At 70.6% G+C, this 24,935-nt stretch carries 23 protein-coding genes and 3 tRNA genes; 12 read left to right on the forward strand and 14 right to left on the reverse strand.

Annotated features, from left to right (window positions below):
• Nucleotides 1-494 precede the first annotated feature (494 nt).
• Nucleotides 495-686 (forward strand): DUF6274 family protein, encoded by a 192-nt coding sequence (locus ACWGJM_RS38015; RefSeq protein ID WP_453416323.1) that lies wholly within the window; start codon nucleotides 495-497, stop codon nucleotides 684-686.
• A gap of 409 nt (nucleotides 687-1,095) precedes the next feature.
• Here the strand turns inward: ACWGJM_RS38015 and bldC are convergent, their stop codons facing one another.
• On the reverse strand, nucleotides 1,096-1,302 hold the full coding sequence (gene bldC, locus ACWGJM_RS38020) for a developmental transcriptional regulator BldC (protein ID WP_003949541.1): 207 nt from the start codon (nucleotides 1,300-1,302) through the stop codon (nucleotides 1,096-1,098).
• 540 nt (nucleotides 1,303-1,842) lie between these two features.
• Complete coding sequence (locus ACWGJM_RS38025; protein WP_453416324.1) at nucleotides 1,843-2,703, reverse strand: hypothetical protein; 861 nt, start codon at nucleotides 2,701-2,703, stop codon at nucleotides 1,843-1,845.
• Between the two features lie 288 nt (nucleotides 2,704-2,991).
• On the opposite strand from ACWGJM_RS38025, the gene ACWGJM_RS38030 reads away from it, so the two are divergent.
• Both ACWGJM_RS38030 and ACWGJM_RS38035 read left to right on the forward strand, forming a co-directional pair.
• Nucleotides 2,992-4,092: a Leu/Phe/Val dehydrogenase gene (locus ACWGJM_RS38030; RefSeq protein ID WP_453416325.1), complete on the forward strand. Its 1,101-nt coding sequence runs from the start codon at nucleotides 2,992-2,994 to the stop codon at nucleotides 4,090-4,092.
• Nucleotides 4,093-4,365: 273 nt separating this feature from the next.
• A complete protein-coding gene (locus tag ACWGJM_RS38035) occupies nucleotides 4,366-4,617 on the forward strand; it encodes a DUF3073 domain-containing protein (protein WP_453416326.1) in 252 nt (83 codons plus the stop codon).
• Nucleotides 4,618-4,698: 81 nt separating this feature from the next.
• Here ACWGJM_RS38035 and purM read toward each other — a convergent pair whose 3' ends face one another.
• From purM to ACWGJM_RS38060, 5 genes are all read right to left on the reverse strand, one after another.
• The gene (gene purM, locus ACWGJM_RS38040; RefSeq protein ID WP_453416327.1) at nucleotides 4,699-5,781 is read right to left on the reverse strand and encodes a phosphoribosylformylglycinamidine cyclo-ligase; all 1,083 of its coding nucleotides are present in this window, start codon (nucleotides 5,779-5,781) and stop codon (nucleotides 4,699-4,701) included.
• Between the two features lie 33 nt (nucleotides 5,782-5,814).
• A complete protein-coding gene (gene purF / locus ACWGJM_RS38045) occupies nucleotides 5,815-7,344 on the reverse strand; it encodes an amidophosphoribosyltransferase (protein ID WP_453416328.1) in 1,530 nt (509 codons plus the stop codon).
• 201 nt (nucleotides 7,345-7,545) lie between these two features.
• Nucleotides 7,546-8,004 carry an META domain-containing protein gene (locus ACWGJM_RS38050; RefSeq protein WP_453416329.1) on the reverse strand — a complete coding sequence of 153 codons (459 nt, stop codon included), beginning with the start codon at nucleotides 8,002-8,004 and terminating at the stop codon, nucleotides 7,546-7,548.
• Between the two features lie 198 nt (nucleotides 8,005-8,202).
• Nucleotides 8,203-9,018: a sterol carrier family protein gene (locus ACWGJM_RS38055; protein WP_453416330.1), complete on the reverse strand. Its 816-nt coding sequence runs from the start codon at nucleotides 9,016-9,018 to the stop codon at nucleotides 8,203-8,205.
• A 10-nt stretch (nucleotides 9,019-9,028) separates the two neighbouring features.
• A complete protein-coding gene (locus tag ACWGJM_RS38060) occupies nucleotides 9,029-9,670 on the reverse strand; it encodes a TetR/AcrR family transcriptional regulator (protein WP_453416331.1) in 642 nt (213 codons plus the stop codon).
• Between the two features lie 96 nt (nucleotides 9,671-9,766).
• Here ACWGJM_RS38060 and ACWGJM_RS38065 point away from each other — a divergent pair, with 96 nt between their 5' ends.
• Nucleotides 9,767-11,248 carry an MFS transporter gene (locus ACWGJM_RS38065; RefSeq protein WP_453416332.1) on the forward strand — a complete coding sequence of 494 codons (1,482 nt, stop codon included), beginning with the start codon at nucleotides 9,767-9,769 and terminating at the stop codon, nucleotides 11,246-11,248.
• Nucleotides 11,249-11,264: 16 nt separating this feature from the next.
• Here the strand turns inward: ACWGJM_RS38065 and ACWGJM_RS38070 are convergent, their stop codons facing one another.
• The 4 genes from ACWGJM_RS38070 to purS all read right to left on the reverse strand — a co-directional run bounded on the left by ACWGJM_RS38070 (nucleotide 11,265) and on the right by purS (nucleotide 15,141).
• Nucleotides 11,265-11,777 (reverse strand): GNAT family N-acetyltransferase, encoded by a 513-nt coding sequence (locus ACWGJM_RS38070; protein ID WP_453416333.1) that lies wholly within the window; start codon nucleotides 11,775-11,777, stop codon nucleotides 11,265-11,267.
• Between the two features lie 126 nt (nucleotides 11,778-11,903).
• Nucleotides 11,904-14,180 carry a phosphoribosylformylglycinamidine synthase subunit PurL gene (gene purL, locus ACWGJM_RS38075; RefSeq protein WP_453416334.1) on the reverse strand — a complete coding sequence of 759 codons (2,277 nt, stop codon included), beginning with the start codon at nucleotides 14,178-14,180 and terminating at the stop codon, nucleotides 11,904-11,906.
• Complete coding sequence (gene purQ / locus ACWGJM_RS38080) at nucleotides 14,177-14,881, reverse strand: phosphoribosylformylglycinamidine synthase subunit PurQ (protein ID WP_453416335.1); 705 nt, start codon at nucleotides 14,879-14,881, stop codon at nucleotides 14,177-14,179. The genes purL and purQ overlap by 4 nt, the downstream gene beginning before the upstream one ends.
• Nucleotides 14,878-15,141 carry a phosphoribosylformylglycinamidine synthase subunit PurS gene (purS, locus tag ACWGJM_RS38085; protein WP_217235954.1) on the reverse strand — a complete coding sequence of 88 codons (264 nt, stop codon included), beginning with the start codon at nucleotides 15,139-15,141 and terminating at the stop codon, nucleotides 14,878-14,880. The genes purQ and purS overlap by 4 nt, the downstream gene beginning before the upstream one ends.
• Nucleotides 15,142-15,483: 342 nt before the next feature.
• On the opposite strand from purS, the gene ACWGJM_RS38090 reads away from it, so the two are divergent.
• The 8 genes from ACWGJM_RS38090 (at nucleotide 15,484) to ACWGJM_RS38125 (ending at nucleotide 20,090) form a co-directional block, all read left to right on the forward strand.
• Nucleotides 15,484-15,801, forward strand: coding sequence for a histone-like nucleoid-structuring protein Lsr2 (locus ACWGJM_RS38090; protein ID WP_453416336.1), 318 nt, complete (start codon nucleotides 15,484-15,486; stop codon nucleotides 15,799-15,801).
• A 170-nt stretch (nucleotides 15,802-15,971) separates the two neighbouring features.
• Nucleotides 15,972-16,043: transfer RNA gene (locus ACWGJM_RS38095), tRNA-Gly, on the forward strand.
• 80 nt (nucleotides 16,044-16,123) lie between these two features.
• Nucleotides 16,124-16,199, forward strand: a tRNA-Gly gene (locus ACWGJM_RS38100).
• A gap of 153 nt (nucleotides 16,200-16,352) precedes the next feature.
• Nucleotides 16,353-17,327 (forward strand): ABC transporter ATP-binding protein, encoded by a 975-nt coding sequence (locus ACWGJM_RS38105; RefSeq protein ID WP_453416376.1) that lies wholly within the window; start codon nucleotides 16,353-16,355, stop codon nucleotides 17,325-17,327.
• Complete coding sequence (locus tag ACWGJM_RS38110) at nucleotides 17,324-18,103, forward strand: ABC transporter permease (RefSeq protein WP_453416337.1); 780 nt, start codon at nucleotides 17,324-17,326, stop codon at nucleotides 18,101-18,103. Before ACWGJM_RS38105 ends, ACWGJM_RS38110 begins: the two co-directional genes overlap by 4 nt.
• The gene (locus tag ACWGJM_RS38115) at nucleotides 18,085-19,383 is read left to right on the forward strand and encodes a sensor histidine kinase (RefSeq protein WP_453416377.1); all 1,299 of its coding nucleotides are present in this window, start codon (nucleotides 18,085-18,087) and stop codon (nucleotides 19,381-19,383) included. Before ACWGJM_RS38110 ends, ACWGJM_RS38115 begins: the two co-directional genes overlap by 19 nt.
• The gene (locus tag ACWGJM_RS38120; protein ID WP_361799249.1) at nucleotides 19,380-19,994 is read left to right on the forward strand and encodes a response regulator transcription factor; all 615 of its coding nucleotides are present in this window, start codon (nucleotides 19,380-19,382) and stop codon (nucleotides 19,992-19,994) included. The genes ACWGJM_RS38115 and ACWGJM_RS38120 overlap by 4 nt, the downstream gene beginning before the upstream one ends.
• 23 nt (nucleotides 19,995-20,017) lie before the next feature.
• A tRNA-Gly gene (locus tag ACWGJM_RS38125) sits at nucleotides 20,018-20,090 on the forward strand.
• A gap of 43 nt (nucleotides 20,091-20,133) precedes the next feature.
• Here the strand turns inward: ACWGJM_RS38125 and ACWGJM_RS38130 are convergent.
• The 3 genes from ACWGJM_RS38130 to ACWGJM_RS38140 all read right to left on the reverse strand — a co-directional run bounded on the left by ACWGJM_RS38130 (nucleotide 20,134) and on the right by ACWGJM_RS38140 (nucleotide 24,682).
• Nucleotides 20,134-21,033 (reverse strand): phosphoribosylaminoimidazolesuccinocarboxamide synthase, encoded by a 900-nt coding sequence (locus ACWGJM_RS38130; RefSeq protein ID WP_453416338.1) that lies wholly within the window; start codon nucleotides 21,031-21,033, stop codon nucleotides 20,134-20,136.
• Between the two features lie 91 nt (nucleotides 21,034-21,124).
• Nucleotides 21,125-22,636 carry a N,N-dimethylformamidase beta subunit family domain-containing protein gene (locus ACWGJM_RS38135; protein ID WP_453416339.1) on the reverse strand — a complete coding sequence of 504 codons (1,512 nt, stop codon included), beginning with the start codon at nucleotides 22,634-22,636 and terminating at the stop codon, nucleotides 21,125-21,127.
• Between the two features lie 267 nt (nucleotides 22,637-22,903).
• On the reverse strand, nucleotides 22,904-24,682 hold the full coding sequence (locus ACWGJM_RS38140) for a hypothetical protein (RefSeq protein WP_453416378.1): 1,779 nt from the start codon (nucleotides 24,680-24,682) through the stop codon (nucleotides 22,904-22,906).
• Nucleotides 24,683-24,935: the final 253 nt, after the last annotated feature.

A 24,935-nucleotide genomic window follows, 5' to 3' on the forward strand; every position in this document is an offset into this window, starting at 1 on the left:
GGCGGAGCCGCAATCAACACAGCAAATCCCGTCAGGACCGCCCAGCCGAGCCCGACCCCCCGACAGACACGGGCCCCTCTCCCACCCGCACCCCGTCGGCCCAGAGGCCGCGCCCGCGGCGGAGCCGCAATCAACACAGCAAATCCCGTCAGGACCGCCCAGCCGAGCCCGACCCCCCGACAGACACGGGCCCCTCTCCCACCCGCACCCCGCCGGACACGAGCCCCTCTCGTGCCAGAGGCTCTCGATGCCGGTCCGCATGATCCAGCCCGTCCGGCGTTTGAGGACGAGGCCGTTCAGGCCGAAGCGGGGGTCGTGGGGGCGGCAGCCCCCAGCAGGCGGCCGGCCACACGAGCACCCGCACTGGCAAGCACCGGCCCAGCCGGACCAGACGGCGGAACCGGCGGAGCCACGCGGCGGTCTTGACGGCGTCACATTCCGCCGGTACCCAGAAACCAGGGCTCGGTTCCCCCGAGCGGCCCCGGAGGTGGCGTATGACGGCATCGGCCAGGCACGAGACGCGGGCGCTGCTCAGGGCGCATCTGTCAGCCGCCTCGTCCTACCGGCACCTCACCCGCCACTGCCCGATCTGCCACCACTTGCTGCGCTTGGCGCTGGATTCCGCCCCGCCCGGCGCACAGGGCCCGGACGAGGCCGCCGAGGACGAAAAGCCGTCCAGGGCTTGACTGTTAGCGCACATACGCCAGTGGCAACAAGCACTCTGGCATGTGACGGGTGTCACCGCATGAGTTTCTGGAACCGAGGTATTTACACACCACCTACAACTGGTCAATTTAATATGTGCAATTGCACCAGCCTGGAGACTCGGCCACAGCGGATCCGACAGCGCCCCCCAGAGACCGACAAGCCCGCTCACAGGGACCTGCGGACACCCGGTTCAGCGCACAAAAAAGATCGCGCTGGACCCGGCGGAGTCCAGCGCGATCTACGACGCACCCTGTGTCACTTGCCCAGAAAGTTCTGTTCGGCTTGGGAGAGGGGCCTGTTGGGGCAGGTCCCGCGTCGCTTGGAGCTAGGGTTTCGGGCGCCTTGGCCGGTTGGGGGAACCTGCCGCAGTACCCGTTATTCAGTTGTTCAGGCCTCGCTGCGCTGCTGCGGGATGCCCGCGAGCAGAGCGCGGACCTCGGCCTCGCGGTAGCGGCGGTGCCCGCCGAGCGTACGGATCGACGTGAGCTTGCCGGCCTTCGCCCACCGCGTGACCGTCTTGGGGTCGACACGGAACATGGTGGCGACCTCAGCCGGGGTCAGCAGCGGCTCGGCATCAGGGGTGCGAGCGGTCATGAGCGGCCTCCTCGGGAGAACCGAACCTTCTCGGTTCTTTCCTCTAAATTCTGCACCTTGACCCGCGTTGCCCGAAATGGCGGACGCGAGTCGAGTCGGTTATAGGACGAACGGCTTGTCCTCGGCACTACAACTACACCATCTGTCCAGCCGCGTCGGCCAAACCGATGGAATTGCCCTCCCAGGTGTTCATCAGCGACGGAAGCCGATGGACCATGCCATAGCGGACAGTCACGCCTCTGTGACGATCAGTCACAGGACGATCAGGAGGCACCAGACCCCCCAAAGCAGTGCAATGCTGAGATTCCCCCCACAATCAAGCACAAGTGGACGGAAGGAGCCCTCCCCGGACTCCTTGTCCTATTTTGGCATGAGGGGGGGCAAGTGGCGCAAGAGCGGTGTACGTGCGGTCCATCACCCTTGTGCCGCCCTCGGCGCAAACGCCCGGATCGGGGCCAACATCCCGTCAGGTCACCAAGGTGGCGTTACCGTACGCTGTTCGACGCGGTATCGGCCGTGACGTACGTCACTTACGCCTCGTCAGTTCGCGGAACGCCTGTCCCGAACCGACCGCCAGCGCTCCACGAGCCGCCCGTACGCCTCCCCGGCGGCGGCCCCGTCCCCGCGGCGCAGCGCGTCGATGCCCTCGGCCACGTCGGCCGCCGAGTGGTCGCCCTCCAGCTCGCCGGCGGGCAGCACATGCACCAGGCCGCCGTAGTCCAGCTCCACCAGCGAGCGCGGGTGGAACTCCTCCAGCCAGCGGCCCACGTCCACCAGGCCGTCGATCAGCGGCCCCTCCTCGATGGCGTCCCTCAGCGCGCGCAGCCCGCGCGCCACCCGCCGCCGGGCCTGGACCATGGGTGTGCGGTAGCGCAGCACGGGCGGTTCGGCGCCGGCCGCCCCGGGGTCCCCGGTCCCCTTGGCGTACTCCCGCTCCTCGTCGGAGACCAGGACGAACCAGTTGATCGGCACCTGCCAGGTCGCGGTGCGGATCCAGGGGCGGGCGTCCGGGTTGCGGGCGAGCCAGCGCTCGTGGTCCCGGCCGGCCTGCTGGCGTACGACCGGGGGCAGCGCCGCGTCCAGGACCGGCGGCGGCAGCTCCTCGGCGAGATCGCCGAGCGCCTGCCAGCCGCGCAGCCGGGTCCGCCAGGGGCAGACGCAGACCACGCCGTCGACATCGAGGATGAAGGCGTCGCCGCTCTCGTGCACCGGCACCGGGACCGGCGGGGTGGGCAGCAGGTCGGCCAGGGAGCGACGGAGTTCATCCTGGTAGGAGGGGCGGTCGGGACGCCGGGCGTACCGCGCCCAGTAGCCGCGCTCCGGCTCGGGGAAGGCAGCCAGCGGTTCGTACACGCGCAGGTACGTGGCATAGGGGACGACCACCGAGGACACCTTGGGCACGCCTGCTCCCTCCCCACCGGATTCGGCTCGAAACCCTCGCGGGACGGGCACGGGATCCGCACGAGACGGGCTCGACGCGGACGGGAAAACACTGCAAATCGTGCCACGCCGATACGTGCGCGGAAGGCACCGGAGAGTGATCCTGAACACTGCGCGGATGGCGCGTTGGCACAGGCTCTACGCTCATGCCACAGCCCCGCCACCCTCCCCCACCGCCAAAAGCGTGGGGGGACCCCAAGGGAGCTGGTCTCAGGACCACCGCCGCTACTCGCTTCAGGAGTCACCACAGTGACCGACGTAACCGGCGCACCTGCTGATGTACTGCACACCCTGTTCCACTCGGACCAGGGCGGTCATGAGCAAGTCGTGCTCTGCCAGGACCGCGCCAGCGGACTCAAGGCCGTCATCGCCATCCACTCCACCGCCCTGGGCCCCGCGCTCGGCGGTACGCGCTTCTACCCGTACGCGACCGAGGCGGAGGCCGTCGCCGACGCCCTCAACCTCGCGCGCGGGATGTCGTACAAGAACGCCATGGCCGGTCTCGACCACGGCGGCGGCAAGGCCGTGATCATCGGCGATCCCGAGCGCCACAAGACCGAGGAGCTGCTGCGCGCCTACGGTCGGTTCGTGGCCTCGCTCGGCGGGCGGTACGTCACCGCCTGCGACGTCGGCACGTACGTCGCAGACATGGACGTCGTGGCGCGCGAGTGCCGCTGGACCACGGGCCGCTCGCCGGAGAACGGCGGGGCCGGCGACTCCTCCGTGCTCACCGCCTTCGGCGTCTACCAGGGCATGCGGGCCTCCGCCCAGCACCTGTGGGGCGACCCCTCGCTGCGCGGCCGCAGAGTCGGCATCGCGGGCGTCGGCAAGGTCGGGCACCACCTGGTGCGGCACCTGCGGGACGAGGGTGCCGAGGTCGTGATCACGGATGTGCGCGCGGAGGCCGTGCGGCGCGTCCTGGACCAGTACGCCGCGGGCGTCACCGCCGTCCCGGACACGGAGGCGCTGATCCGTGTCGAGGGCCTCGACATCTACGCCCCCTGCGCGCTCGGCGGGGCACTGAACGACGACACCGTGCCGGTGCTGACCGCCAAGGTGGTGTGCGGCGCCGCCAACAACCAGCTCGCCCACCCGGGCGTGGAGAAGGACCTCGCCGACCGCGGGATCCTCTACGCGCCGGACTACGTGGTGAACGCCGGCGGGGTCATCCAGGTGGCCGACGAGCTGCACGGGTTCGACTTCGACCGGTGCAAGGCGAAGGCGGCGAAGATCTTCGACACCACGCTGGCCATATTCGCACGCGCGAAGGAAGACGGTATTCCGCCGGCCGCCGCGGCCGACCGGATCGCCGAGCAGCGGATGGCCGAAGGCAGGGCTTCGCACAGCTGAGCGGTACCCGTCGGCGGGAACTTGGAGAGAACTCTCACTTCCGTCGGCGGGTCGCCCCCGGATAAGTGGTTAAAATCGCCACTGACCAGCAAGGACGGGGCACCTTGAAGCTCCTGTGCACACGCGCGTGCTGCGGGCGACGTACCGTATGGGCGTGGGCTCAGGTACCGTGGAAGCCCTACGGACCGGCCTCTCCGCGGAGGGTCCGTTCCGGATCATGAACGCGTGTCAGACTCTGGGGCCGTCGAGCCCCGTCACCGAGGGGGTCGAGCCATGGGGCGCGGCCGGGCCAAGGCCAAGCAGACAAAGGTCGCCCGCCAGCTGAAGTACAACAGCGGTGGGACTGACCTGTCACGTCTGGCCAGTGAACTGGGCGCATCGACTTCGAGCCAGCCGCCGAACGGCGAGCCGTTCGAGGACGATGAGCAGGACGAGGACGATCTTTACTCTCGATACGCCGACCTCTATGAGGACGACGACGAGGGTGAGGATCAAGGTCCTTCACAACACCGTCGCGGCGCTTGACCTTGCACTGAGCACTCACCCGGTCGGTGGCACAGCCACCGACCGGGTTCTGTGCTACCCGCAGGTCAGAGGGCGGCGCCTTCAGACTGAATACGTGCCGACCAGCTCGGCGCCGGTCTCCTTGTCGCCGCGGTCGGTGATCTCGCCCGCCACCCAGGCTTCGACCCCGCGGTCGGCCAGCGTCGCGAGGGCGACGTCCGCCGACTCCTCGGGGACGATCGCGATCATGCCCACGCCCATGTTGAGGGTCTTCTCCAGCTCGAGAAGCTCGACGCCGCCGGTCCTGCCGACGAGGTCGAAGACCGGGCCCGGCGTCCAGGTGGAGCGGTCGACGGTCGCGTGCAGTGTGTCCGGGATCACCCGGGCCAGGTTGGCGGCCAGCCCGCCGCCGGTGATGTGGCTGAAGGCGTGCACCTCGGCGGTGCGGGTGAGGGCCAGGCAGTCCAGGGAGTAGATCTTCGTCGGCTCCAGCAGCTCCTCGCCCAGGGTGCGCCCGAACTCCTCGATCCGCGAGTCGAGCGAGAGGCCCGCGGTCTTCAGCAGCACATGGCGGACCAGCGAGTACCCGTTCGAGTGAAGCCCGGAGGACGCCATGGCGATCACCGCGTCACCCTTACGGATGCGATCCGCGCCCAGCAGCCGGTCGGCCTCCACGACGCCCGTACCGGCGCCCGCCACGTCGAAGTCGTCCTCGCCCAGCAGACCCGGGTGCTCGGCCGTCTCGCCGCCCACCAGGGCGCAGCCGGCCAGGACGCAGCCCTCCGCGATGCCCTTGACGATGGCGGCGACCCGCTCGGGGTGGACCTTGCCGACGCAGATGTAGTCGGTCATGAACAGCGGCTCGGCACCGCACACGACGATGTCGTCCATGACCATGGCGACCAGGTCGTGGCCGATGGTGTCGTACACGCCCAGCTGCCGGGCGATGTCGACCTTGGTGCCGACGCCGTCCGTGGCGGAGGCGAGCAGCGGGCGTTCGTAGCGCTTGAGGGCGGAGGCGTCGAAGAGCCCGGCGAAGCCGCCGAGGCCGCCGAGGACCTCGGGGCGCCGGGTCTTCTTCACCCATTCCTTCATGAGCTCCACCGCGCGGTCGCCCGCCTCGATGTCGACGCCCGCGCTCGCGTAGCTGGCGCCGCCCACGGCATTACTGGTCTCGGAAGACATGACCTTGAGAACTTTCGTGTCGTACGACGGGGCTTACGGGCGACGGATCGCGTCGGCGGCGGCCGTGGCCGCCGGACCGGCCGCCAGCTCGGTCTCCAGCAGCTGCTTGCCGAGCAGCTCGGGGTCCGGGAGTTCCATCGGGTACTCGCCGTCGAAGCAGGCGCGGCACAGGTTCGGCTTGGCGATGGTGGTCGCCTCGATCATGCCGTCGAGGGAGATGTACGCCAGCGAGTCGGCGCCCAGCGAGGTGCCGATCTCGTCGATGGTCATGCCGTTGGCGATGAGCTCGGCGCGGGTGGCGAAGTCGATGCCGAAGAAGCAGGGCCACTTCACGGGCGGCGAGGAGATCCGGATGTGGACCTCGGCGGCGCCCGCCTCACGGAGCATCCGGACCAGGGCGCGCTGGGTGTTGCCGCGCACGATGGAGTCGTCGACGACCACCAGGCGCTTGCCCTTGATGACTTCCTTCAGCGGGTTCAGCTTCAGCCGGATGCCCAGCTGGCGGATCGTCTGCGAGGGCTGGATGAAGGTCCGGCCGACGTAGGCGTTCTTCACCAGGCCGCTGCCGAAGGGGATGCCGCTGGCCTCGGCGTAGCCGATGGCCGCCGGGGTGCCGGACTCCGGGGTCGCTATGACCAGGTCGGCCTCGACCGGGGCCTCCTTCGCCAGGCGGCGGCCCATCTCGACGCGCGAGAGGTAGACGTTGCGGCCGGCGATGTCGGTGTCCGGGCGGGCCAGGTACACGTACTCGAAGACACAGCCCTTGGGCTTCGCTTCCGCGAACCGGGAGGTGCGCAGGCCGTTCTCGTCGATGGCGACGAACTCGCCCGGCTCGATCTCCCGGACGAAGCTGGCGCCGGTGATGTCGAGGGCGGCGCTCTCGGAGGCGACGACCCAGCCGCGCTCGAGGCGGCCGAGGACCAGCGGGCGGACGCCCTGCGGGTCGCGGGCCGCGTAGAGGGTGTGCTCGTCCATGAAGACGAGCGAGAAGGCGCCGCGCACCTTCGGCAGGACCGTGTGAGCGGCTTCCTCGATGGTCAGCGGCTTGCCGTCGTCGTCGACCTGGGCCGCGAGGAGCGCGGTGAGCAGGTCGGTGTCATTGGTGGCCGCGACCCGCGTGGAACGCCCGTTGGTGTCCTTGGGCAGGTCGGCGACCATCTCGGCGAGCTGCGCCGTGTTGACCAGGTTGCCGTTGTGGCCGAGCGCGATGGAACCGTGCGCAGTGGCCCGGAACGTCGGCTGGGCGTTCTCCCACACGGAGGCGCCAGTGGTCGAGTAGCGGGCGTGTCCGACCGCGATGTGACCCTGGAGCGAACCGAGCGAGGTCTCGTCGAAGACCTGGGAGACGAGGCCCATGTCCTTGAAGACGAGGATCTGGGAGCCGTTGCTGACCGCGATTCCCGCGGATTCCTGACCCCGGTGCTGGAGGGCGTAGAGCCCGAAGTACGTGAGCTTTGCGACCTCTTCGCCCGGAGCCCAGACACCGAAGACGCCACAAGCGTCCTGGGGGCCCTTCTCACCGGGGAGCAGATCGTGATTGAGTCGACCGTCACCACGTGGCACGCTTCCGAGTGTAGGCGAGGTCGACCACTGGTCCGAATTGGGGATTCGTGCCCGTAACCGGGCAGGCGGTGTCGATCACCTTGGGGCTTTCTACGTTTCCCCTGGTCAGGGCGATGCAACCGCGAGTGGCTCGACTGCCGCACCTGCGGCGAGACGCCGTCGCGGGGCTCTCGTACCCGTACATGAGTGAGCTGTCGCACATCATTCGGGTGTGCCGCGGGTGAGGTGCACGCGGTCGCCGTGACTGTTGGTGACGGTGAGCTTCCCGTCGTCGGTCCTGCCGGTGAGGGTCTGGCCGGCGAGGATCCCGGCGAGGGCGCGCTCGAAGGTCATGCGGGGGCGGTCGCAGGCCATCCGGGTGGTAAGGAGGTCACCGAAGGTGATCCGGTCGCCGTGGACGGTGGCGCGGGCGCTGAACTGGTTGCAGCCGAGGTTTCCGGCCGCCTTGCCGCCCTCGTCGACGCGGAGGCGGGCGGCGGCGGGGGCGCGGTGGGTGGTGCCGTCGACGGTGACGCTGTCGACGTGCCAGTCGACGCCGGTGACCGGTTCCCGGACCACCACCGAGCCGCTGCCCGCCCGTTCGGTGCCGCAGGCCACAGCGAGGGGGACGAAGGCGGCGGCCGCGGTCCGGGTGATGCGCTGCTTCCTGGTCCGGTTCATGACGATTCGACGAGGTTCACACCCGCCCGGTTCCGCGGCGCGCGGCCTCGTTCACGACATCAGCGGCAGCCGGGGTGCCCGGGGGCGCCGGTCCGCGGATCCGCCCGGCGCCCTCACGGCGAGCGCGTCGGCCAGGAGCCGGGCGGTGACGACGCCACGAGATGCACGCGCGCCCGTTTCCCGGGCACGCGGCCCGATTCACGACATCAGTGGCAGCAGGCCCCCGAGGTCCGCCCGCTCCCCGCTCGCGGTGACCCGGGCCTCCGCGAGGGCGTCCTTCCAGGCCAGTCGGCCGGTGGCGAGCCGGATCCAGGTCAGCGGGTCGGTCTCGACGACGTTGGGCGGGGTGCCCCGGGTGTGGCGGGGCCCTTCGACGCACTGCACGACGGCGTACGGCGGTACGCGCACCTCGGTGGAGCCGCCGGGCGCCTTCACGGCGAGCGCGTCGGCGAGGAGCCGGGTGGTGGCGGCGAGCGCCTGACGGTCGTACGGCACCTCGAGGCCGGGCACGGCGGCGTTCAGGTCGTCGGTGTGGACGACGAGTTCCACGGCGCGGGTGACGAGGTAGTCGGCGAGCGGCAGGGCGCCCGCGTTGGTCTTGAGCAGCCGGGTCCCGGGGTGGGTGTCGAGCTGCTCGGCGAGAGCGCGGGCGATGCCGTCGAGGTAGGTGTCGAGGTCGGGGTGCTGCCCGGCGAGCCGCCGGGTGAACTCGTCGATGGCCGAGGAGCTGGCGGAGGTCGCGAACGGCCATTCGAGGAGGGCGGCGTGGGCGGCGTGGGCGGCGTCCTGCCTGGACGGCTCCGGCAGGGCGAGGGAACGCTCGACGGCCGTGAGTGCCATCCCCATGTGCGCGACCAGTTCCCGTACGGTCCACTCGCCGAGCCGGGTGGGGAGCGCGAGCTGCCCGGGCGTGAGCCCGCGGACGGCTTCCCTGACGTGGGCGAGCTGGCCGAAGACCGCCGAACGGGTCTTGGCGGGGTCGTACGTCCGGGTGCGCTTCTTGGCCGTGGGCATGACGGGGAGCCTATTGCTTCACGGCGTATCCGCTCAGGCCGTTCTCGATCAGGCCGAAGGCGAGCCGGGCGCGTTCGGCCGCGTCGGCGGCGACCTGGTCGGGGCTCTCGCCCTCGGCGACACGGCGGTGGTGCTCCTCGACGAGGGCGTTGCGTGCCGCGCTGAGGGTGGCGGCGGCGATCGTGGCGCACATCAGGTCGCCGGTCTCGGCGGCCAGCAGGTCGGCCAGCTCCCGGGTGCCCTTCTGGGAGGCGACGAAGGCGCGTTCCATCAGGACCGGGGTCTCCACGACGAGTTGGCGGACCTGGCGGGCGAAGGGCTCGGGGTTCAGCCCGACCGAGGGGTCACGCTCCTCGACCATCTCCAGGAACTGCCGGCGCACGGCGTCCGCGGCGGACTCGCCGGGCTTCCGCTCGCGCACCGCGCGGGCCGCGTCGCCGAAGTGCTCCTCCATGGGCCGGAAGACCAGGTCCTCCTTGGTGCCGAAGTAGTTGAAAACGGTCATCTTCGAGACTTCGGCGGCGTCGGCGATCTCCTGGACGGAGACATTGTCGAACCCCCGTTCGGCAAACAGGTCGACCGCCACCCGGTAGATCCGCCGGGCCGTCTGCATCTTCTTCCGGTCGCGCAGCCCCATCACCTGATCAGCCATGACGCAACTGTACCAAGCCGAAATTTAGGCCTGGATGATACTTAATCTTGGATGAAACATTGACCGAGTACATAAGCTTGGGGCATGGTGCTGCCCATGACCGGAACCCAGCGCAAGATCGGCATGTTCGTCTGCCTCGTCACGATCGTCCTGGCCGTCCTGGACATGCAGATCGTGTCCGCGGCCACCGTCCCGATCGTCCGGGACCTCGACCCCCGCCACGGCATCGACAGGATTCCCTGGCTGGTCAGCGCCTTCTCACTGGCGTCGGCCGTGATGCTCCCGCTGTACGGCAGGCTGTGCGACGTGCTCGGCGCCAAGCGGGTCTTCCTCGGCGCCATCGGCACCTTCCTGCTCGGCTCGGCGCTGTGCGGAGCCGCCCAGTCCATCGGCTGGCTGATCGCGGCCCGGGCGGTGCAGGGCCTGGGCGCGGGCGGCCTGATGAGCGTGACGATGGTCGTGATGGCCCACCTCAAGGAGCCCGGCACGAAGAAGGACAGCAAGGGCGCCGGGATGGGCGGAATCGTCGCCGGCGGCGGCATGGCGATAGGGCCCTGGATCGGCGGGGTGCTCTCCGACCACGCGAGCTGGCGCTGGATCTTCTACATCAACCTGCCGCTCGGCCTCGCCGTCCTGACCGTCGGCGCGCTCGTCCTGAAACTGCCCCGGCACACGCTCAGCCGCTCGATCGACTTCCCCGGTGCCGCCCTCGCCGCCGCCTTCTCCACCGCGCTGCTGCTGGTCACCCAGTGGGGCGGCAAGCAGTACGCCTGGTCCTCACCGCAGATCCTCGGCCTCGCCCTCGCCGCCACGGCCGCGCTCGGCCTGTTCCTGTGGCGCCAGGTCACGGCGGCCGAGCCGATCCTGCCGCTGTCCATGTTCCGCGTCCCGGAGCTGCGCTGGGGCTTCGCCATCCAGGGGCTGGTCGGCGCGGGCATGGCCGGGGCCATGTACTACGTGCTGGTCTACCTCCAGGTCGCACGCGGCATCGCGAGCTCCTCGGCCGGGCTCTACCTGCTGCCCATGGCGGCCGGCATGGGAATCGTCGGCGTGGTCGTCGGCAGGCTCACCGAACGCGGCCGGCCCGAGCGGACCTTCGTCGTGGGCGGCACGGCCGTCACCGCGATCGCCTTCCTCCTGCTGTCCACGACCGGCACCGGCACCCCCCTGTGGACGATCCGCGCCGAACTCCTCCTCTTCGGCATCGGCTTCGGCCAGCTCATCGGCCAGCTCATCCAGCTGGTCCAGGACGCGGCCCCCCGACACCAGCTGGGCGTCGCCACCACCGGCATCCGCTTCTTCCAGACCCTAGGCACCGCCCTCGGCGCCGCCCTCTTCGGCACCCTCCTCACCCGCCTGTACGACGGGCCCGGCGACATCGGCGCCCTGGCCTCGCTGCGAGGCCCGGCACGGGCGGCGGGCGTGGCGGCGTACGTCGACGCGATGGACGCGGTGTTCCTGTGCGGGGCGGGCGTGATGGGCCTGTCCGTGGCCCTGGCACTGCTACTGCCGAAGCACCGGCCGGCGCAGGCCCCGGGGAACGGACCGGCGCGCGCGGCGGACCCGGTCCGGGTCTGACCGGCGCCAGGAGCTGTCAGGAGGCGAGGTCGGAGCTCGGGGTGATCACCCAGTGGTTGCTGCGGATGACCCGGTCGGCGAAGTCGACGTCGGTTTCGCCGAGGAGGCGGAAGCCGAGGGATCTGCAGATGCCGTTCGAGGGGCCGTTGCTCGTCGCCGGGAAGGCGTGGATGTCTCCCCAGCGGTCCTCGTCCCGGGCCTGTTCCAGGAGGGCGCGGGTGGCGAGCTTGGCGAAGCCACGGCCCTGGAACTCGGGCAGGACCATCCAACCGATCTCCGACATCGACTCCTCGCCGGAGTCGTGCGACCAGATGCACACATTGCCCGCGACGGTTTCGGGGGCGCCGGGATCCGGGACGATCATCTTGATCCAGGAGGTGTCGGTCATCGCCGCCTCGGCATCCCTGCGCACCTTGTCCTTCATGCCCTCGCTGGGCAACGGCCCGCCGAGATCCTTCATCATCACGGGGTCGCAGCGCATCCGGACATACGCTTCCACGTCGTCCGCGGTGACGTCACGCAACAGCATCGCCGGTCTCCGTCCTCGGGGTCACTGAAGAGTGACACTGTTTCATCGTTCGCGGTCCACGAGGCGACAGAGCACAAGAAACGGCCCCACCTGTCGAAACAGGTGGGGCCGTCCAGCAAGCCGCGCTTACGCCAGCAGCGCCGGGATGGTCCCCTCGTGGGCCTCGCGCAGTTCGGCGAGGGAGAGGGTGAACTCTCCCTGGATCTCCACCACTGCATTTGCATCAGACGCAGTACCGTCCACGACACCGACGCGGGTGGCCGGCAGGCCCCGGGCGCCGCACATGTCGTTGAAGCGGACCTCCTCCGAACGCGGCACGGCGACGATCGCGCGGCCCGCGGACTCGGAGAAGAGGAAGGTGAAAGCGTCCAGACCGTCGGGGACGATCAGCCGGGCGCCCTTGCCGCCGAGCAGCGCCGACTCCACGACCGCCTGGATCAGACCGCCGTCGGACAGGTCGTGCGCGGAGTCGATCATGCCGTCGCGGGAGGCGGAGATCAGGATCTCGGCGAGCAGCCGCTCGCGCTCCAGGTCGACCTTCGGGGGCAGACCACCGAGGTGGTCGTGGATCACCTGCGACCAGGCGGACCCGCCGAACTCCTCACGCGTGTCGCCGAGGAGGTAGAGCAGCTGGCCCTCCTCCTGGAAGGCGACCGGCGTGCGGCGCGCGACATCGTCGATCACGCCGAGGACCGCGACCACCGGCGTCGGGTGGATGGCCGCCTCGCCCGTCTGGTTGTAGAGCGAGACGTTGCCGCCGGTCACCGGCGTGCCGAGCTGCTGGCAGCCGTCGGCGAGACCGCGTACGGCCTCCGCGAACTGCCACATGACCGCCGGGTCCTCGGGCGAGCCGAAGTTCAGGCAGTCGGACACCGCCAGCGGCTTGGCGCCGGTGGTGGCGACATTGCGGTACGCCTCCGCGAGGGCCAGCTGCGCGCCCGCGTACGGGTCGAGCTTGGCGTACCGGCCGTTGCCGTCGGTGGCGATAGCCACGCCGAGGCCGGTCTCCTCGTCGACGCGGATCATGCCGGAGTCCTCGGGCTGGGCGAGGACGGTGTTGCCCTGCACGAAGTGGTCGTACTGCGAGGTGATCCATTTCTTCGACGCCTGGTTCGGCGACCCGACCAGCTTGAGGACCTGGTCCTTCAGCTCCTCGGAAGTCGCCGGCCGCGGAAGCTTGTTCGCGTCGTCGGCCTGGAGCTCGTCCTGCCAGGACGGGCGGGCGTACGGGCGCTCGTAGACCGGTCCCTCGTGCGCGACCGTGCGCGGGTCGACGTCGACGATCTTGCCGCCGTGCCAGTAGATCTCGAGGCGGTCGCCGTCGGTCACCTCACCGATGACGGTGGCGATGACGTCCCACTTCTCGCAGATCTCCAGGAACCGGTCGACCTTCTCCGGCTCCACCACCGCGCACATGCGTTCCTGCGACTCGCTCATGAGGATCTCCTCGGGCGAGAGCGTGGAGTCGCGCAGCGGTACGTCGTCCAGCGTGACGCGCATGCCGCCGGAGCCGTTGGAGGCCAGCTCGGACGTGGCGCAGGACAGGCCGGCCGCGCCGAGGTCCTGGATGCCGACGACCAGCTTCTCCTTGAAGGCCTCCAGGGTGCACTCGATGAGGAGCTTCTCCTGGAAGGGGTCGCCGACCTGGACGGCCGGGCGCTTGGAAGGCTTCGCGTCGTCGAAGGTCTCGGACGCCAGGATCGACGCGCCGCCGATGCCGTCGCCGCCGGTCCGGGCCCCGTACAGGATGACCTTGTTGCCGGCGCCGGACGCCTTCGCGAGGTGGATGTCCTCGTGCCGCATCACGCCGATGGCACCGGCGTTGACCAGCGGGTTGCCCTGGTAGCAGGCGTCGAAGACGACCTCGCCGCCGATGTTGGGCAGGCCCAGGCAGTTGCCGTAGCCGCCGATGCCCGCGACGACACCGGGGAGGACGCGCTTGGTGTCCGGGTGGTCGGCCGCGCCGAAGCGCAGCGGGTCGACCACGGCGACCGGGCGCGCGCCCATCGCGATGATGTCGCGCACGATGCCGCCGACACCCGTGGCCGCGCCCTGGTAGGGCTCGACGTAGGAGGGGTGGTTGTGCGACTCGACCTTGAAGGTGACCGCGTAGCCCTGGCCGACGTCGACGACACCGGCGTTCTCGCCGATGCCGACGAGGAGGGCGTCGGACTCGGGGGCCTTCTCGCCGAACTGGCGGAGGTGGACCTTGGAGGACTTGTACGAGCAGTGCTCGGACCACATGACGGAGTACATCGCGAGTTCCGCACCCGTGGGCCGGCGGCCCAGGATCTCCACGACCCGCTCGTACTCGTCCTTCTTCAGGCCGAGTTCGGCCCAGGGCAGCTCGACGTCGGGGGTCGCGGCCGCGTGCTCGACCGTGTCCAGAGGCGTCCGGCTCATGCGTTGACCAGCTTCTTGAGGATCGAGGTGAAGAAGGGGAGGCCGTCGGTACGGCCGGACCCGATGAGGGGCTCGACGGCGTGCTCCGGGTGCGGCATCAGGCCGACGACGTTCCCGGCCTCGTTGGTGATGCCGGCGATGTCCCGGAGCGAACCGTTCGGGTTGCCGTATCCATCAGCGGCTTCGCCGCGGGCCACGTACCGGAACGCGACCCGCCCCTCGGCCTCCAGCTTGTCGAGCGTGTACTCGTCGGCGACGTACCGGCCGTCCATGTTCTTCAGCGGAATGTTGATCTCCTGGCCCGCGCGGTAGTCGCTGGTCCAGGAGGTCTCCGCGTTCTCCACCCGCAGCTTCTGGTCGCGGCAGATGAAGTGGAGGTGGTCGTTGCCGAGCATCGCGCCCGGGAGCAGGTGGGCCTCAGTGAGGATCTGGAAGCCGTTGCAGATGCCGAGGACCGGCAGACCGGCCTTCGCCTGTTCGATGAGGGGCTCCATCACCGGCGAGAAGCGGGCGATGGCGCCGGCGCGCAGATAGTCGCCGTAGGAGAAACCTCCGCACAGCACCACGGCGTCGACCTGCTTGAGGTCCTTGTCCTTGTGCCAGAGAGCGACCGGTTCGGCACCCGCGAGACGGATCGCCCGCTGGGTGTCCCGGTCGTCGAGGCTTCCCGGGAAAGTGACGACGCCAATACGAGCGGTCACTTCGCGGCCTCCGCGACTTCCTCCACCTTGACGGTGAAGTCCTCGATCACGGTGTTGGCGAGGAAGGATTCGGCAAGATCGTGAATGCGGGCGAGCGTGGCCTCGTCGACCGGCCCGTCAACTTCCAGTTCGAATCGCTTTCCCTGACGTACGTCGGAGATGCCTTCGAAACCCAGTCGCGGCAGTGCGCGCTGCACCGCCTGGCCCTGGGGGTCGAGGATCTCCGGCTTGAGCATGACGTCGACTACGACGCGTGCCACTGGCACTCCCGGTGTGTGGTGCTGAGCAGGTTCCTTCAGACTACCCGCACAAAATTTCTACGCGGGTAGAGTTGTAGGAACCTACGTGAGGGCCATCACGATCCGGTGTCGGACCGCGACCGGCGCGAAAAGTTCTGGGAAAGTTCCGGGATCCACCCGTGGCCCCTATTGCGCTCGGACACGCGGACGGATTTAGTCGGGCTTCACTTTGCAATGCCGGGCACTGTACAAATGAATTGGCAATAGTCGATACTTTGCCCAATAACAGGCGGACAGTCGACATCTCCCGGGCGTCTTGGCACGTCATCACCGGCGAGGTGTCGCACGAAGGGACCGATATTCGTGGCGCAGAAGGTCGTGGTCACTCTCTTTGACGACATCGACGGCTCGGAAGCGGCGGAAACGATCGCCTTCGGACTCGACGGCAAGTCGTACGAGATCGACCTGAACCAGGTCAATGCCAAGAAACTGCGTAAGGCTCTTGAGCCCTACGTGACGGCCGGCCGCAAGCGGTCGAAGTCGGGCAAGGCGTACCGCCAGACGGAGGTCGCCCCCGATCCCGCGGCGGTCCGCGCCTGGGCCCAGGCGAACAAGATGGACGTACCCGCGCGCGGCCGTATCCCCAAGAGGGTCTACGAGGCGTTCAGCGCGGCACAGTGACGCCCGCGAGGGGTGAGCTCCCAGGGTCCGTCAGCGGGCCCTGGGAGCAGCCGAGTTGCGCGGGAGGCGACCCCTGGGAGCAGCCGACTTGCGCAACCCCCCTGCTGATCAGCTAATGTTCGGAGCACGCCGAGGGGCGGGGCCGAAAGGCCGGAGCCCACGGAGTACATGCGGGTGTAGTTCAGTAGTAGAACATCCCCCTTCCAGGGGGAAGGCGCAGTGTGCAATTCCTGTCACCCGCTCTGCACCGCCGGTCCTGAGAAGCTTGTGGATCAGGTAGGCTGGTGCTCGCACCGATCGGTGGGAGCCGGTCGGGAGCAGTGCGGACGTAGCTCAGTTGGTAGAGCGCAACCTTGCCAAGGTTGAGGTCGCGAGTTCGAGCCTCGTCGTCCGCTCCAGAGAAGCCCCGGTCATCATGACCGGGGTTTTTTTCGTATACCGCGAACGCGGACCCGGCGCCGTCTGACATTTGTCATGCCGAGTGATGACACCGCGCACTGCTGCCCGGCCCCGGCTGCCGGGACGCTGAATCCATGGACCACATGGACCACATGAACAGCGACGAACACGAGCACGTGATCGAGGTCACCGACCTCCGGCGCGTGTACGGGGACGGGTTCGAGGCGGTGCGCGGAATCAGCTTCTCCGTGTCCCGCGGGGAGGTTTTCGCACTGCTCGGCACCAACGGCGCCGGCAAGACCTCGACGGTCGAACTCCTGGAGGGGCTCGCGGCACCGGCCGGGGGCCGGGTGCGTGTGCTCGGCCACGACCCCTACCTGGAGCGGGCCGCCGTCCGCCCACGCACCGGCGTGATGCTCCAGGAGGGCGGCTTCCCCTCCGAACTGACGGTCGCCGAGACCGCGCGGATGTGGGCGGGGTGCACGAGCGGGGCCCGGCCCGAGGGGGAGGCACTGGGCCTGGTGGGGCTGGCCGGCAAGGCCGGGGTGCGGGTGAAGCAGCTGTCCGGGGGTGAACGGCGGCGGCTGGACCTCGCGCTCGCCCTGCTCGGCCGGCCGGAGGTCCTGTTCCTGGACGAGCCGACGACCGGCCTGGACGTCGAAGGGCGCCGGGACACCTGGGAGTTGGTGCGGGCGCTGCGCGACACCGGCACCACCGTGCTGCTGACCACCCACTACCTGGAGGAGGCCGAGGGCCTCGCCGACCGGCTCGCGATCCTGCACGAGGGGCGCGTCGCGGTCGCCGGGACCCCCGCCGAGGTGACCGCCGGCCAGCCCTCGCGGCTCTCCTTCGACCTGCCCGAGGGCTACTTCCTCGGGGACCTGCCCCCACTCGCCGAGCTGGGGGTGTGCGGACACGAGGTGGCCGGCAGGTCCGTACGGCTGCGCACGCACGAACTCCAGCGCACGGCGACCGGACTGCTGGTGTGGGCCGAGCGGGCCGGAGTGGAACTGCGCCGGCTGGATGTGCGGTCGGCCTCGCTGGAGGAGGCGTTCCTGGGGATCGCGCGGATGGGGGTCCCCCCGCTCGAGCGAAGCCGGGAGTGGGGGAAGGAGGCGGCGGCATGAGCAGCCTGGCCCTCTCTCCCGTCGCCCGGCGGTTGCGTGCCCTGGCCCGCGCCGAACTCGCCCTGCTCGGCCGCAACCGGGGGGCGGTGACCACCGCGCTGCTCGTGCCGCTCGCGGTGCCGTTCAGCGTGGGGCCGGCGATCGACCAGATGGACCTCAAGGCCGAAGGACTGACCGCCGGCACGGTGATGCTGACCGCCGCGATCGGCTTCTCCTTCCTCTTCGCCGTGTACACCTCCCTGGTGAGCGCCTTCGTCGCCCGCCGCGAGGAACTGGTCCTCAAACGGCTGCGCACCGGCGAACTCGGCGACGCCGAGATCCTCACCGGCACCGCCCTGCCCGCGGTCGGCCTCGGCCTCGCCCAGTCGCTGCTGCTGGCCGCGGCCTGCACGGTGCTCCTGGACACCGGGGCGCCCGAGGCGCCGTATCTGACCGTCCTGGGGCTGCTGCTGGGCCTGGTGCTGTCCGCCGCGCTCGCGGCCCTCACCGCCTCCTTCACCAGGACCGCCGAGAGCGCCCAGGTGACCGCGCTGCCGCTGGTGTTCGTCTCCATGATGGGCTCGGGCATCGCGATCCCGACGGAGGTCATGCCGGACCGCCTCACCTCCGTCTGCGAACTCCTGCCGCTGTCCCCGGCGGTCCGGCTGGTCCGCGCCGGCTGGACCGGCGAGCTGAGCGCGTACGAGGCACTGGGTGCCCTGGCGACCACGCTGGCCTGGACCGTCGTGGCGGTGTTTGCTGTAGGGCGGTGGTTCCGCTGGGAACCGCGGCGGTGACCTACGGGGGGCAGGGCATGGCGGACACGGGCAGGCCCGCCGGCTGGTGGCGGCGCAAGAGCACGCCGGAGAAGGTCGAGACCTACACCCGCTGGTCGTTCCACCTCTTCGGCGTGATCGAGGTCGCGGCGATCGGGCTGCCGGTGTTCGGGCAGGTGCACGGGGGCATCGCGGTCTGGCTGATGGCCATGGTCACCGTCCACGCGGTGACGGGCTGCGTAACCGCCTCCCGGGCGCTGGACTGGACCCGCGGCCGGCGCGGCCGGCCGATACGGCTGTTGTGGGCACTCGCCGCACTCACCTTCGTGCTCGCGAACATCGCTCTCGGCCTGAGGAAGTACCAGCCCGGGGGCCCGGGCATGGACACCGCCGTCGGCACGGTCTTCGCGGGCATCCTGACCTTCGGCGCGGGCACCATGGCGCTGGGTGTCCGCAAGCGGCGGCGTGTGTTCGCGTCCGTGTTCGGATCCGTGTTCGGCGCGAGCACGGCGTCGTTGCCGTTCGGTGCGCCCTTGGCCGAAGTGCTGGTCACGACGTTCGTAGTGCTCATCGGCGCCGGATCCCTCGCCACCACCTGCCTCTTCTCCGTCTGGCTGCTCGACTGCGTCTACGAACTCGACGCCGCCCGCGAGACCCGGGCCCGGCTCGCGGTCGCCGAGGAACGGCTGCGGTTCGGGCGGGACCTGCACGACGTCCTGGGACGGAACCTGTCCGTCATCTCGCTGAAGAGCGAACTGGCCGTGCAACTGTCCCGGCGCGGGCGGCCGGAGGCGGTGGAACAGATGATCGAGGTGCAGCGCATCGCGCAGGAGTCCCAGCGGGAGGTGCGGGAGGTCGTACGGGGCTACCGGGAAGCCGACCTCGGCGTGGAACTCCTCGGCGCCCAGGGCGTGTTGACGGCGGCCGGGATCGACTGCGAGGTCACCGGGGACGCCGACGGGCTGCCCTCCGAGGTGCAGTCCGCGCTCGGCTGGGTGGTGCGGGAGGCGACGACGAACGTGCTGCGGCACGGGGACGCGGGGCGGTGCACGGTGGGACTGCGGGTAGCGGAGGGGTCTGTGGTGCTGACGGTCGAGAATGACGGGTTCGCCGGCCCCGGCGGAAGCGGCGGGGCCGCCCGCCCCGGCGGAAGCGGCGGCTCGGGGCTCGCCGGGCTGCGGGAACGGCTGGCGGCGGTCGACGGGGCGTTGGAGGCGGGGCCGGTCGGGGCGGACGGGTACAGGTTGGTCGCAGAGGTGCCCTTGGCTCGTGTGACCGGTGTGAGTGAGGTCGCGTCATGAGCACTCCGGTACGCCTGTTGCTCGCCGACGACGAGCATCTGATCCGGGGCGCGCTGGCCGCGCTGCTCGCGCTGGAGGACGACCTGCTGGTCGTCGCGGAGGCGGCCACCGGCCCGGAGGCGCTGGCGATGGCGCGGGCCCACGCACCCGATGTGGCGGTCCTGGACCTCCAGATGCCGGGCGCCGACGGTGTGAAGGTCGCCACAGCCCTGCGTGCCGAACTGCCCGGCTGCCAGGTGCTGATCGTCACCGGTCACGGGCGGCCCGGACATCTGAAAAGGGCCCTTGCGGCGGGTGTGCGCGGATTCGTTCCGAAGACGGTCAGTGCGCAGCGGCTCGCGGAGATCATCCGTACCGTGCACGCCGGGAACCGTTATGTCGACCCGGAGTTGGCCGCCGACGCGATCTCCGCCGGGGACTCGCCGCTGACCGCGCGGGAGGCGGAGGTGCTGGAGCTGGCCGCGGACGGGGCGCCGGTCGCGGAGATCGCCGAGCGGGCCGCGCTGTCGCCGGGGACCGTGCGGAACTACCTCTCCTCGGCCGCGACGAAGCTCGGGGCGGAGAACCGGCATACCGCTGTGCGTCTCGCTCGGGAGCGAGGTTGGGTATAGTTGCTCTCGCGCCACGGCGCAATGCGGACGTAGCTCAGTTGGTAGAGCGCAACCTTGCCAAGGTTGAGGTCGCGAGTTCGAGCCTCGTCGTCCGCTCTGATCAAGCCCCCCGGTTTCCGCCGGGGGGCTTCTTCGTGTTCTACGACCAGCTGACGCCCGTCAGACGCTCGTACGCCTCCACGTACTTCGCCCGGGTCGCCTCCACGACCTGCTGCGGCAGCGCGGGCGGGAGCTGCTCGCTCCTGCGGTCCCAGCCGGACTCGGCGGAGGTCAGCCAGTCACGGACGAACTGCTTGTCGTACGAGGGCTGCGCGCGGCCCGGCTGCCACTGGTCGGCCGGCCAGAAACGGGAGGAGTCCGGGGTGAGGACCTCGTCGGCGAGGACGAGCGTGTCGCCGTCGAAGCCGAACTCGAACTTGGTGTCGGCCAGGATGATCCCGCGGTCACGGGCGATGTCCCGGCCGCGGGTGTAGACGGCGAGGGTGGCCTGGCGCAGCCGGGCGGCGGTGTCGGCGCCGACCTGGCGGGCGACCTCCTCGTAGGAGACGTTCTCGTCGTGCTCGCCCACCTCGGCCTTGGTGGCGGGGGTGAAGATCGGGGCGGGCAGCTCGGAGCCGTCGACGAGGCCTTCGGGGAGGGCGAGGCCGCAGACCGTACGGGACTCCTGGTACTCGGCGAGGCCCGAGCCGGTGAGGTAGCCGCGGGCCACGCACTCGACCGGGATCATCTTCAGGGACTTGCAGACCAGGGTGCGGCCCCGCCAGTCGGCGGGGGCCCCGGCCGGCAGCTCGGTGCTGATCACATGGTTGGGGACCAGGTCGCGCAGCTGGTCGAACCACCACAAGGAGAGCTGGGTGAGGACCCGGCCCTTGTCGGGGATCTCGGTCGGCAGCACCCAGTCGTAGGCGGAGATGCGGTCGCTGGCGACCATCACGAGGTCCCCCGCCTCGTTCTGGTACAGCTCGCGCACCTTGCCGGTGTGCAGATGCACCAGACCCGGAACCTGGATCGGTTCGGGCTTTTCGACGAATCCGGACACGGTTCCTCCCCGTGGTTCTGTCCAATGACTTGATTGTCCCGTATGGGACAGGGGTCGAGGACGGCGGGTCGGTCGTGATCGCGCGGGGCGGTCAGTCGCGCTTGCAGATACGGTCCAGCAGATTGGCGGTGGCGCGCTGGATACGGGGGTCCGTGTGGCCGGGGCGGTCCAGGGCCGGGGACCAGGCGAAGGTGCCGGCGGCGAACACCAGGGCGCCGGAGGGGGCGCGGTAGAGGGAGGTCTCCTGGTGGCGCAGGACGCCTTCGCTGTCGGTGTACGGGGAGTGGGAGAGCAGGATGCGCTCCTCGTGCTCGGGGAGCGGGGTGCGCGGGAAGTAGCGGTCGGCCTCGCCTGCGACCATGCCCGCGATCTCGTCGCCCTCGTGTGCGCCCGTCGCCTCCCACAGCCAGTGCTTGGCGTTGCGCACGACCAAGGGATGCGGCTCGGGGACCCGGCCCGCGTACTGGATGCCGACCAGCTGCTGCTCGGGGCGGTCGATCTCGCGCCAGAGCACGGGCTTGCCCGGGCCCTTGCGTTTGCGGCAGGTCAGCAGGCGGTCGGGGACGCCGGAGGGGGACGGGCCGAGCTCGACCTGCCAGTACATGGTGTTGGCGGAGAGGAAGACCAGGGAGGTGCCGTTCTCCCGGGCCAGCTCCGCCGTGCGGCGCATCTGCGTCGACCAGTACTCGTCGTGGCCGGGGAAGACCAGCCCCCGGTAGCGGGTGGGGTCGACTCGGCCGGCGTGCAGGTCGCGGGCGTCGGCGTAGGCGATGTCGTAGCCGTAGCGCTCGGCCCAGCGGATGAAGTCGTAGGCGTGACCGACGTGCAGGGGCAGGCCCGCGCCCGCGTACGGGCGGTCGAAGGAGACCGTGGTCGCGGCGTCGGCCTCGCCCAGCAGGCGGCCCTTCTCGTCCCAGGCGTGGTAGAGGCTGGCGCCGGTGTGGCCGTCCTCCGGGTAGAGGTTGTAGGCCTGCCAGGTGATGTCGGGCAGCAGCAGGAGCAGGTCCGCCGGATGGTTGTCCCGGACGGTGAACGGCACGTGGGAGCGGTAGCCGTCGGCCGTGGTGAGCACCGCGACGTACGCCCCGATCGTCCAGTACGACGGCACCTGTAGGCGCCAGGAGAGCCACCAGTGGTGGCAGGAGACCGTGCGGTCGGCGGTCAGCGGCGGGGACTGGACGATGCCGGAGAGGCGGGGGCTGGTGGTGATCTTCGCCGCGCCGTCGCCGCCGTAGTGGCCGATGCGGTAGATGTCCACGCTGAACTGCTGGGGCGGGTCGACGGTGATGTGGAAGTCGACGGCCTCGCCGGGCGCGACCGCTCCGGTGGAGGTGAAGCCCTTGATCTGGCGGTGCACGTCGTCGGCGGAGCGCGGACCGCCGCCGGAGGTGCGGGGGGCCGGGACGCGCGGGGTGTCCCGGCCGGTGCGGGTCGTCTGCGTGTGCTGCTGGGTGGTGTCCACGTACCAGGGGACGACGTGTCCGGTGTCGTCGAAGTACGTCTCGCTGCCACGCAGCCAGGGGACAGGGCCCTGCCCGAAGGGGTCCGTGACGGCGTGCGCGAGTGCTCCCGACTCCCAGCGGCGGATGTGGTCCGAGGCCATGGCCACTCCCCTCCCTCGTGCCCCCGTGACTCGTCTGTGCGACTTGTACTCGTGCGGCTTGTGTTGTGCGACTCGGTCTGCGTGCCTGCGAGCCTGCGTGCCTACGTGCTCTGTGCCTGTGCGCCCGTGCGCTCGCGTGCCTGTCGTATGTCGTATGCGCTTGCCATGCGCGTGGTCGGTCCCAGCACATCACATTCAGCACGCGTACGGTCACTATTCGTTGCGAATTGACCTGAACTGGAAGTGCCTGCTCCGGTACAGCGGTCGTCAGACGAGGCGTACCGGCTTCTCCGGACGTATCCCCGACTCCACCAGCCAGGCCCGCAGCGGGCTGGGGTCCCCCTCCTCGATCAGGCTGAGCACCCGGGAGGAGAGGTCGGAGGCTCTTTCGCCGTTGACGAGAAGCAACGGGCCGTCGAGCCAGTCCATCCCCGGGCTCGCGCCGGCCGTGTCGACCGCGGCGCAGCACACCATCGCCGTGACGTGATCGGCGAGCAGGTCGCGGTCGGCGCGCGGGGGCTGGAGCGGGAACAGGGGGAGCGCGCCGTCGTCCCAGAAGGCGGCGGCGGGGCTCTGGCCCGCGGCGCCCGGACCGGCCGCGGCTGCCGGGCCCGACCCGGCGGACTCCTCACGGGCCACCTCGGCACTGAGCCTGGCGGCGAGCATGGCGCTGCGCTCGTTCAGGGGGTCGGCGTCGGCGGGCTCGTGGCCGGATTCGGCGGCCTCGGCACCCGGAGGCGGCTGCCCGCCCGGGTCGGCCTGCGCGTCCCCGCCGGCCGGCGGGGACGCGAGGTGGTCCAGTACCCGGGACAGGGTCGGGCCGTAGGCCGCTGTGGGGGCGGGGGCGGGGCGGACGCCCAGGGAGTCCAGGACCCGGTGGAGGCGGGCCGCGTCGGTGCGCCAGGTGCGGTCGACGACCTCCTCCGGGTACTCCTGCCAGCCGACCGGCGACCAGTGCGGGCAGGGCTCGGCGGGGCCGCCGTGGAAGAGGCGGGCGGCGAGCAGGGAGGCGGCCTCGTCCACCGCGCCGGGCTCCTCGAGCAGATCGCAGGCGGGACGCTCGCCCAGCCGGGAGGCGAAGCCCTCGGCCAGCCGGTCGCGCCGGGACAGTTCGGTGAGTGCCGCGACGACGCCCGCGTCCAGCCGGGACGGCCAGCGGCCCATCCGCCAGGCGGGCAGCGCGACCCGGGTCAGCAGCCGGTCCCAGCCCGCGTACGCCAGCCCCACCTGCTCCTGGGCGACGATCCGCAGCCCGTAATCCACAGCCTGTGCACGCTCGGCGGCCGCCGCCGCGACCCCGCGCTCCATCAGGGCCGCGTGCTCCCGGCAGCCCCGCAGCAGCAGCCGGGCCACCCAGCCGAGGCCCGCGCACGCTCCCCGGGTCAGCGGGCAGCGACCGGGCGTCGAGGCCACGGCCACCGCCGCGTCCAGCCCCCGTACGAAGCGCCGGGCCGCCGCTATGTCCGGTTGCGCGGAGGGCCCCGTACCGGCGACGACCGGGGCGAGGACCGCCCGTAGCTCACCGACCCGCATCCACCACAGGAACGGGGAGCCGATGACGAGGACGGGCGCGGCGGGCGTACGGCGATGGCGCCGCCCCGGCCCCGCTATCTCGTCGCCGGACTCGCGCGGCGGCGGGCCGTGGGCCGGGTGCGTACGGTCCTCCAGCCAGCTGTCGCAGTCCGGCGTGAGCGCTATCGCGGACGGCACGGGCACGTCGAGGCGGTCGGCGAGGTCGCGCACCATGCGGTACAGGTCCGGCGCGGAGTCCTCGGCGATCGGCACCGTGGGGGTCACCGCGGGCCTGGCGCGGGCGACGACGAGGCCGATGCCCACGGCGGCCAGCAGCACCACCAGCGCCAGCGCGCCCACGACCCAGCGGGCGACGTCCCAGCCCCGGCCGACGAGATGGCCGCTGGTACCTCCCGCCAGCAGGATCACGGCGACCGCCGCGGGGAGTACGGCGACGGCCAGCGCCCGGCCGCGCACCCGCAGCACGGCGAGGGCCCGGGAACGCGCGGCCTGTGCGCCCGCCTCCATACCCATACCGGTCACGACCGGACCTCACCCCCTCCGTGCTGTCCTCGCGCTGTCCTGGCGTTGGTCACTCCCCCACTGTGGCACCCACCACTGACATCGCAATGCCGGTGGGCCAAGTGCCGGAAAGCTTGCGCCGCACCCTAGTTGGGGCCTGCGGCCCCGTCAGCCGGATGGGGCATCGGTCACTCGATGGAATGGCCTTGGTCAGAGGTGTACGACGCACAGCAAGGATCGGGCCCCGGATTCGCATCCGGGGCCC

The sequence above is a fragment of the Streptomyces sp. NPDC054834 genome, assembly GCF_053611185.1.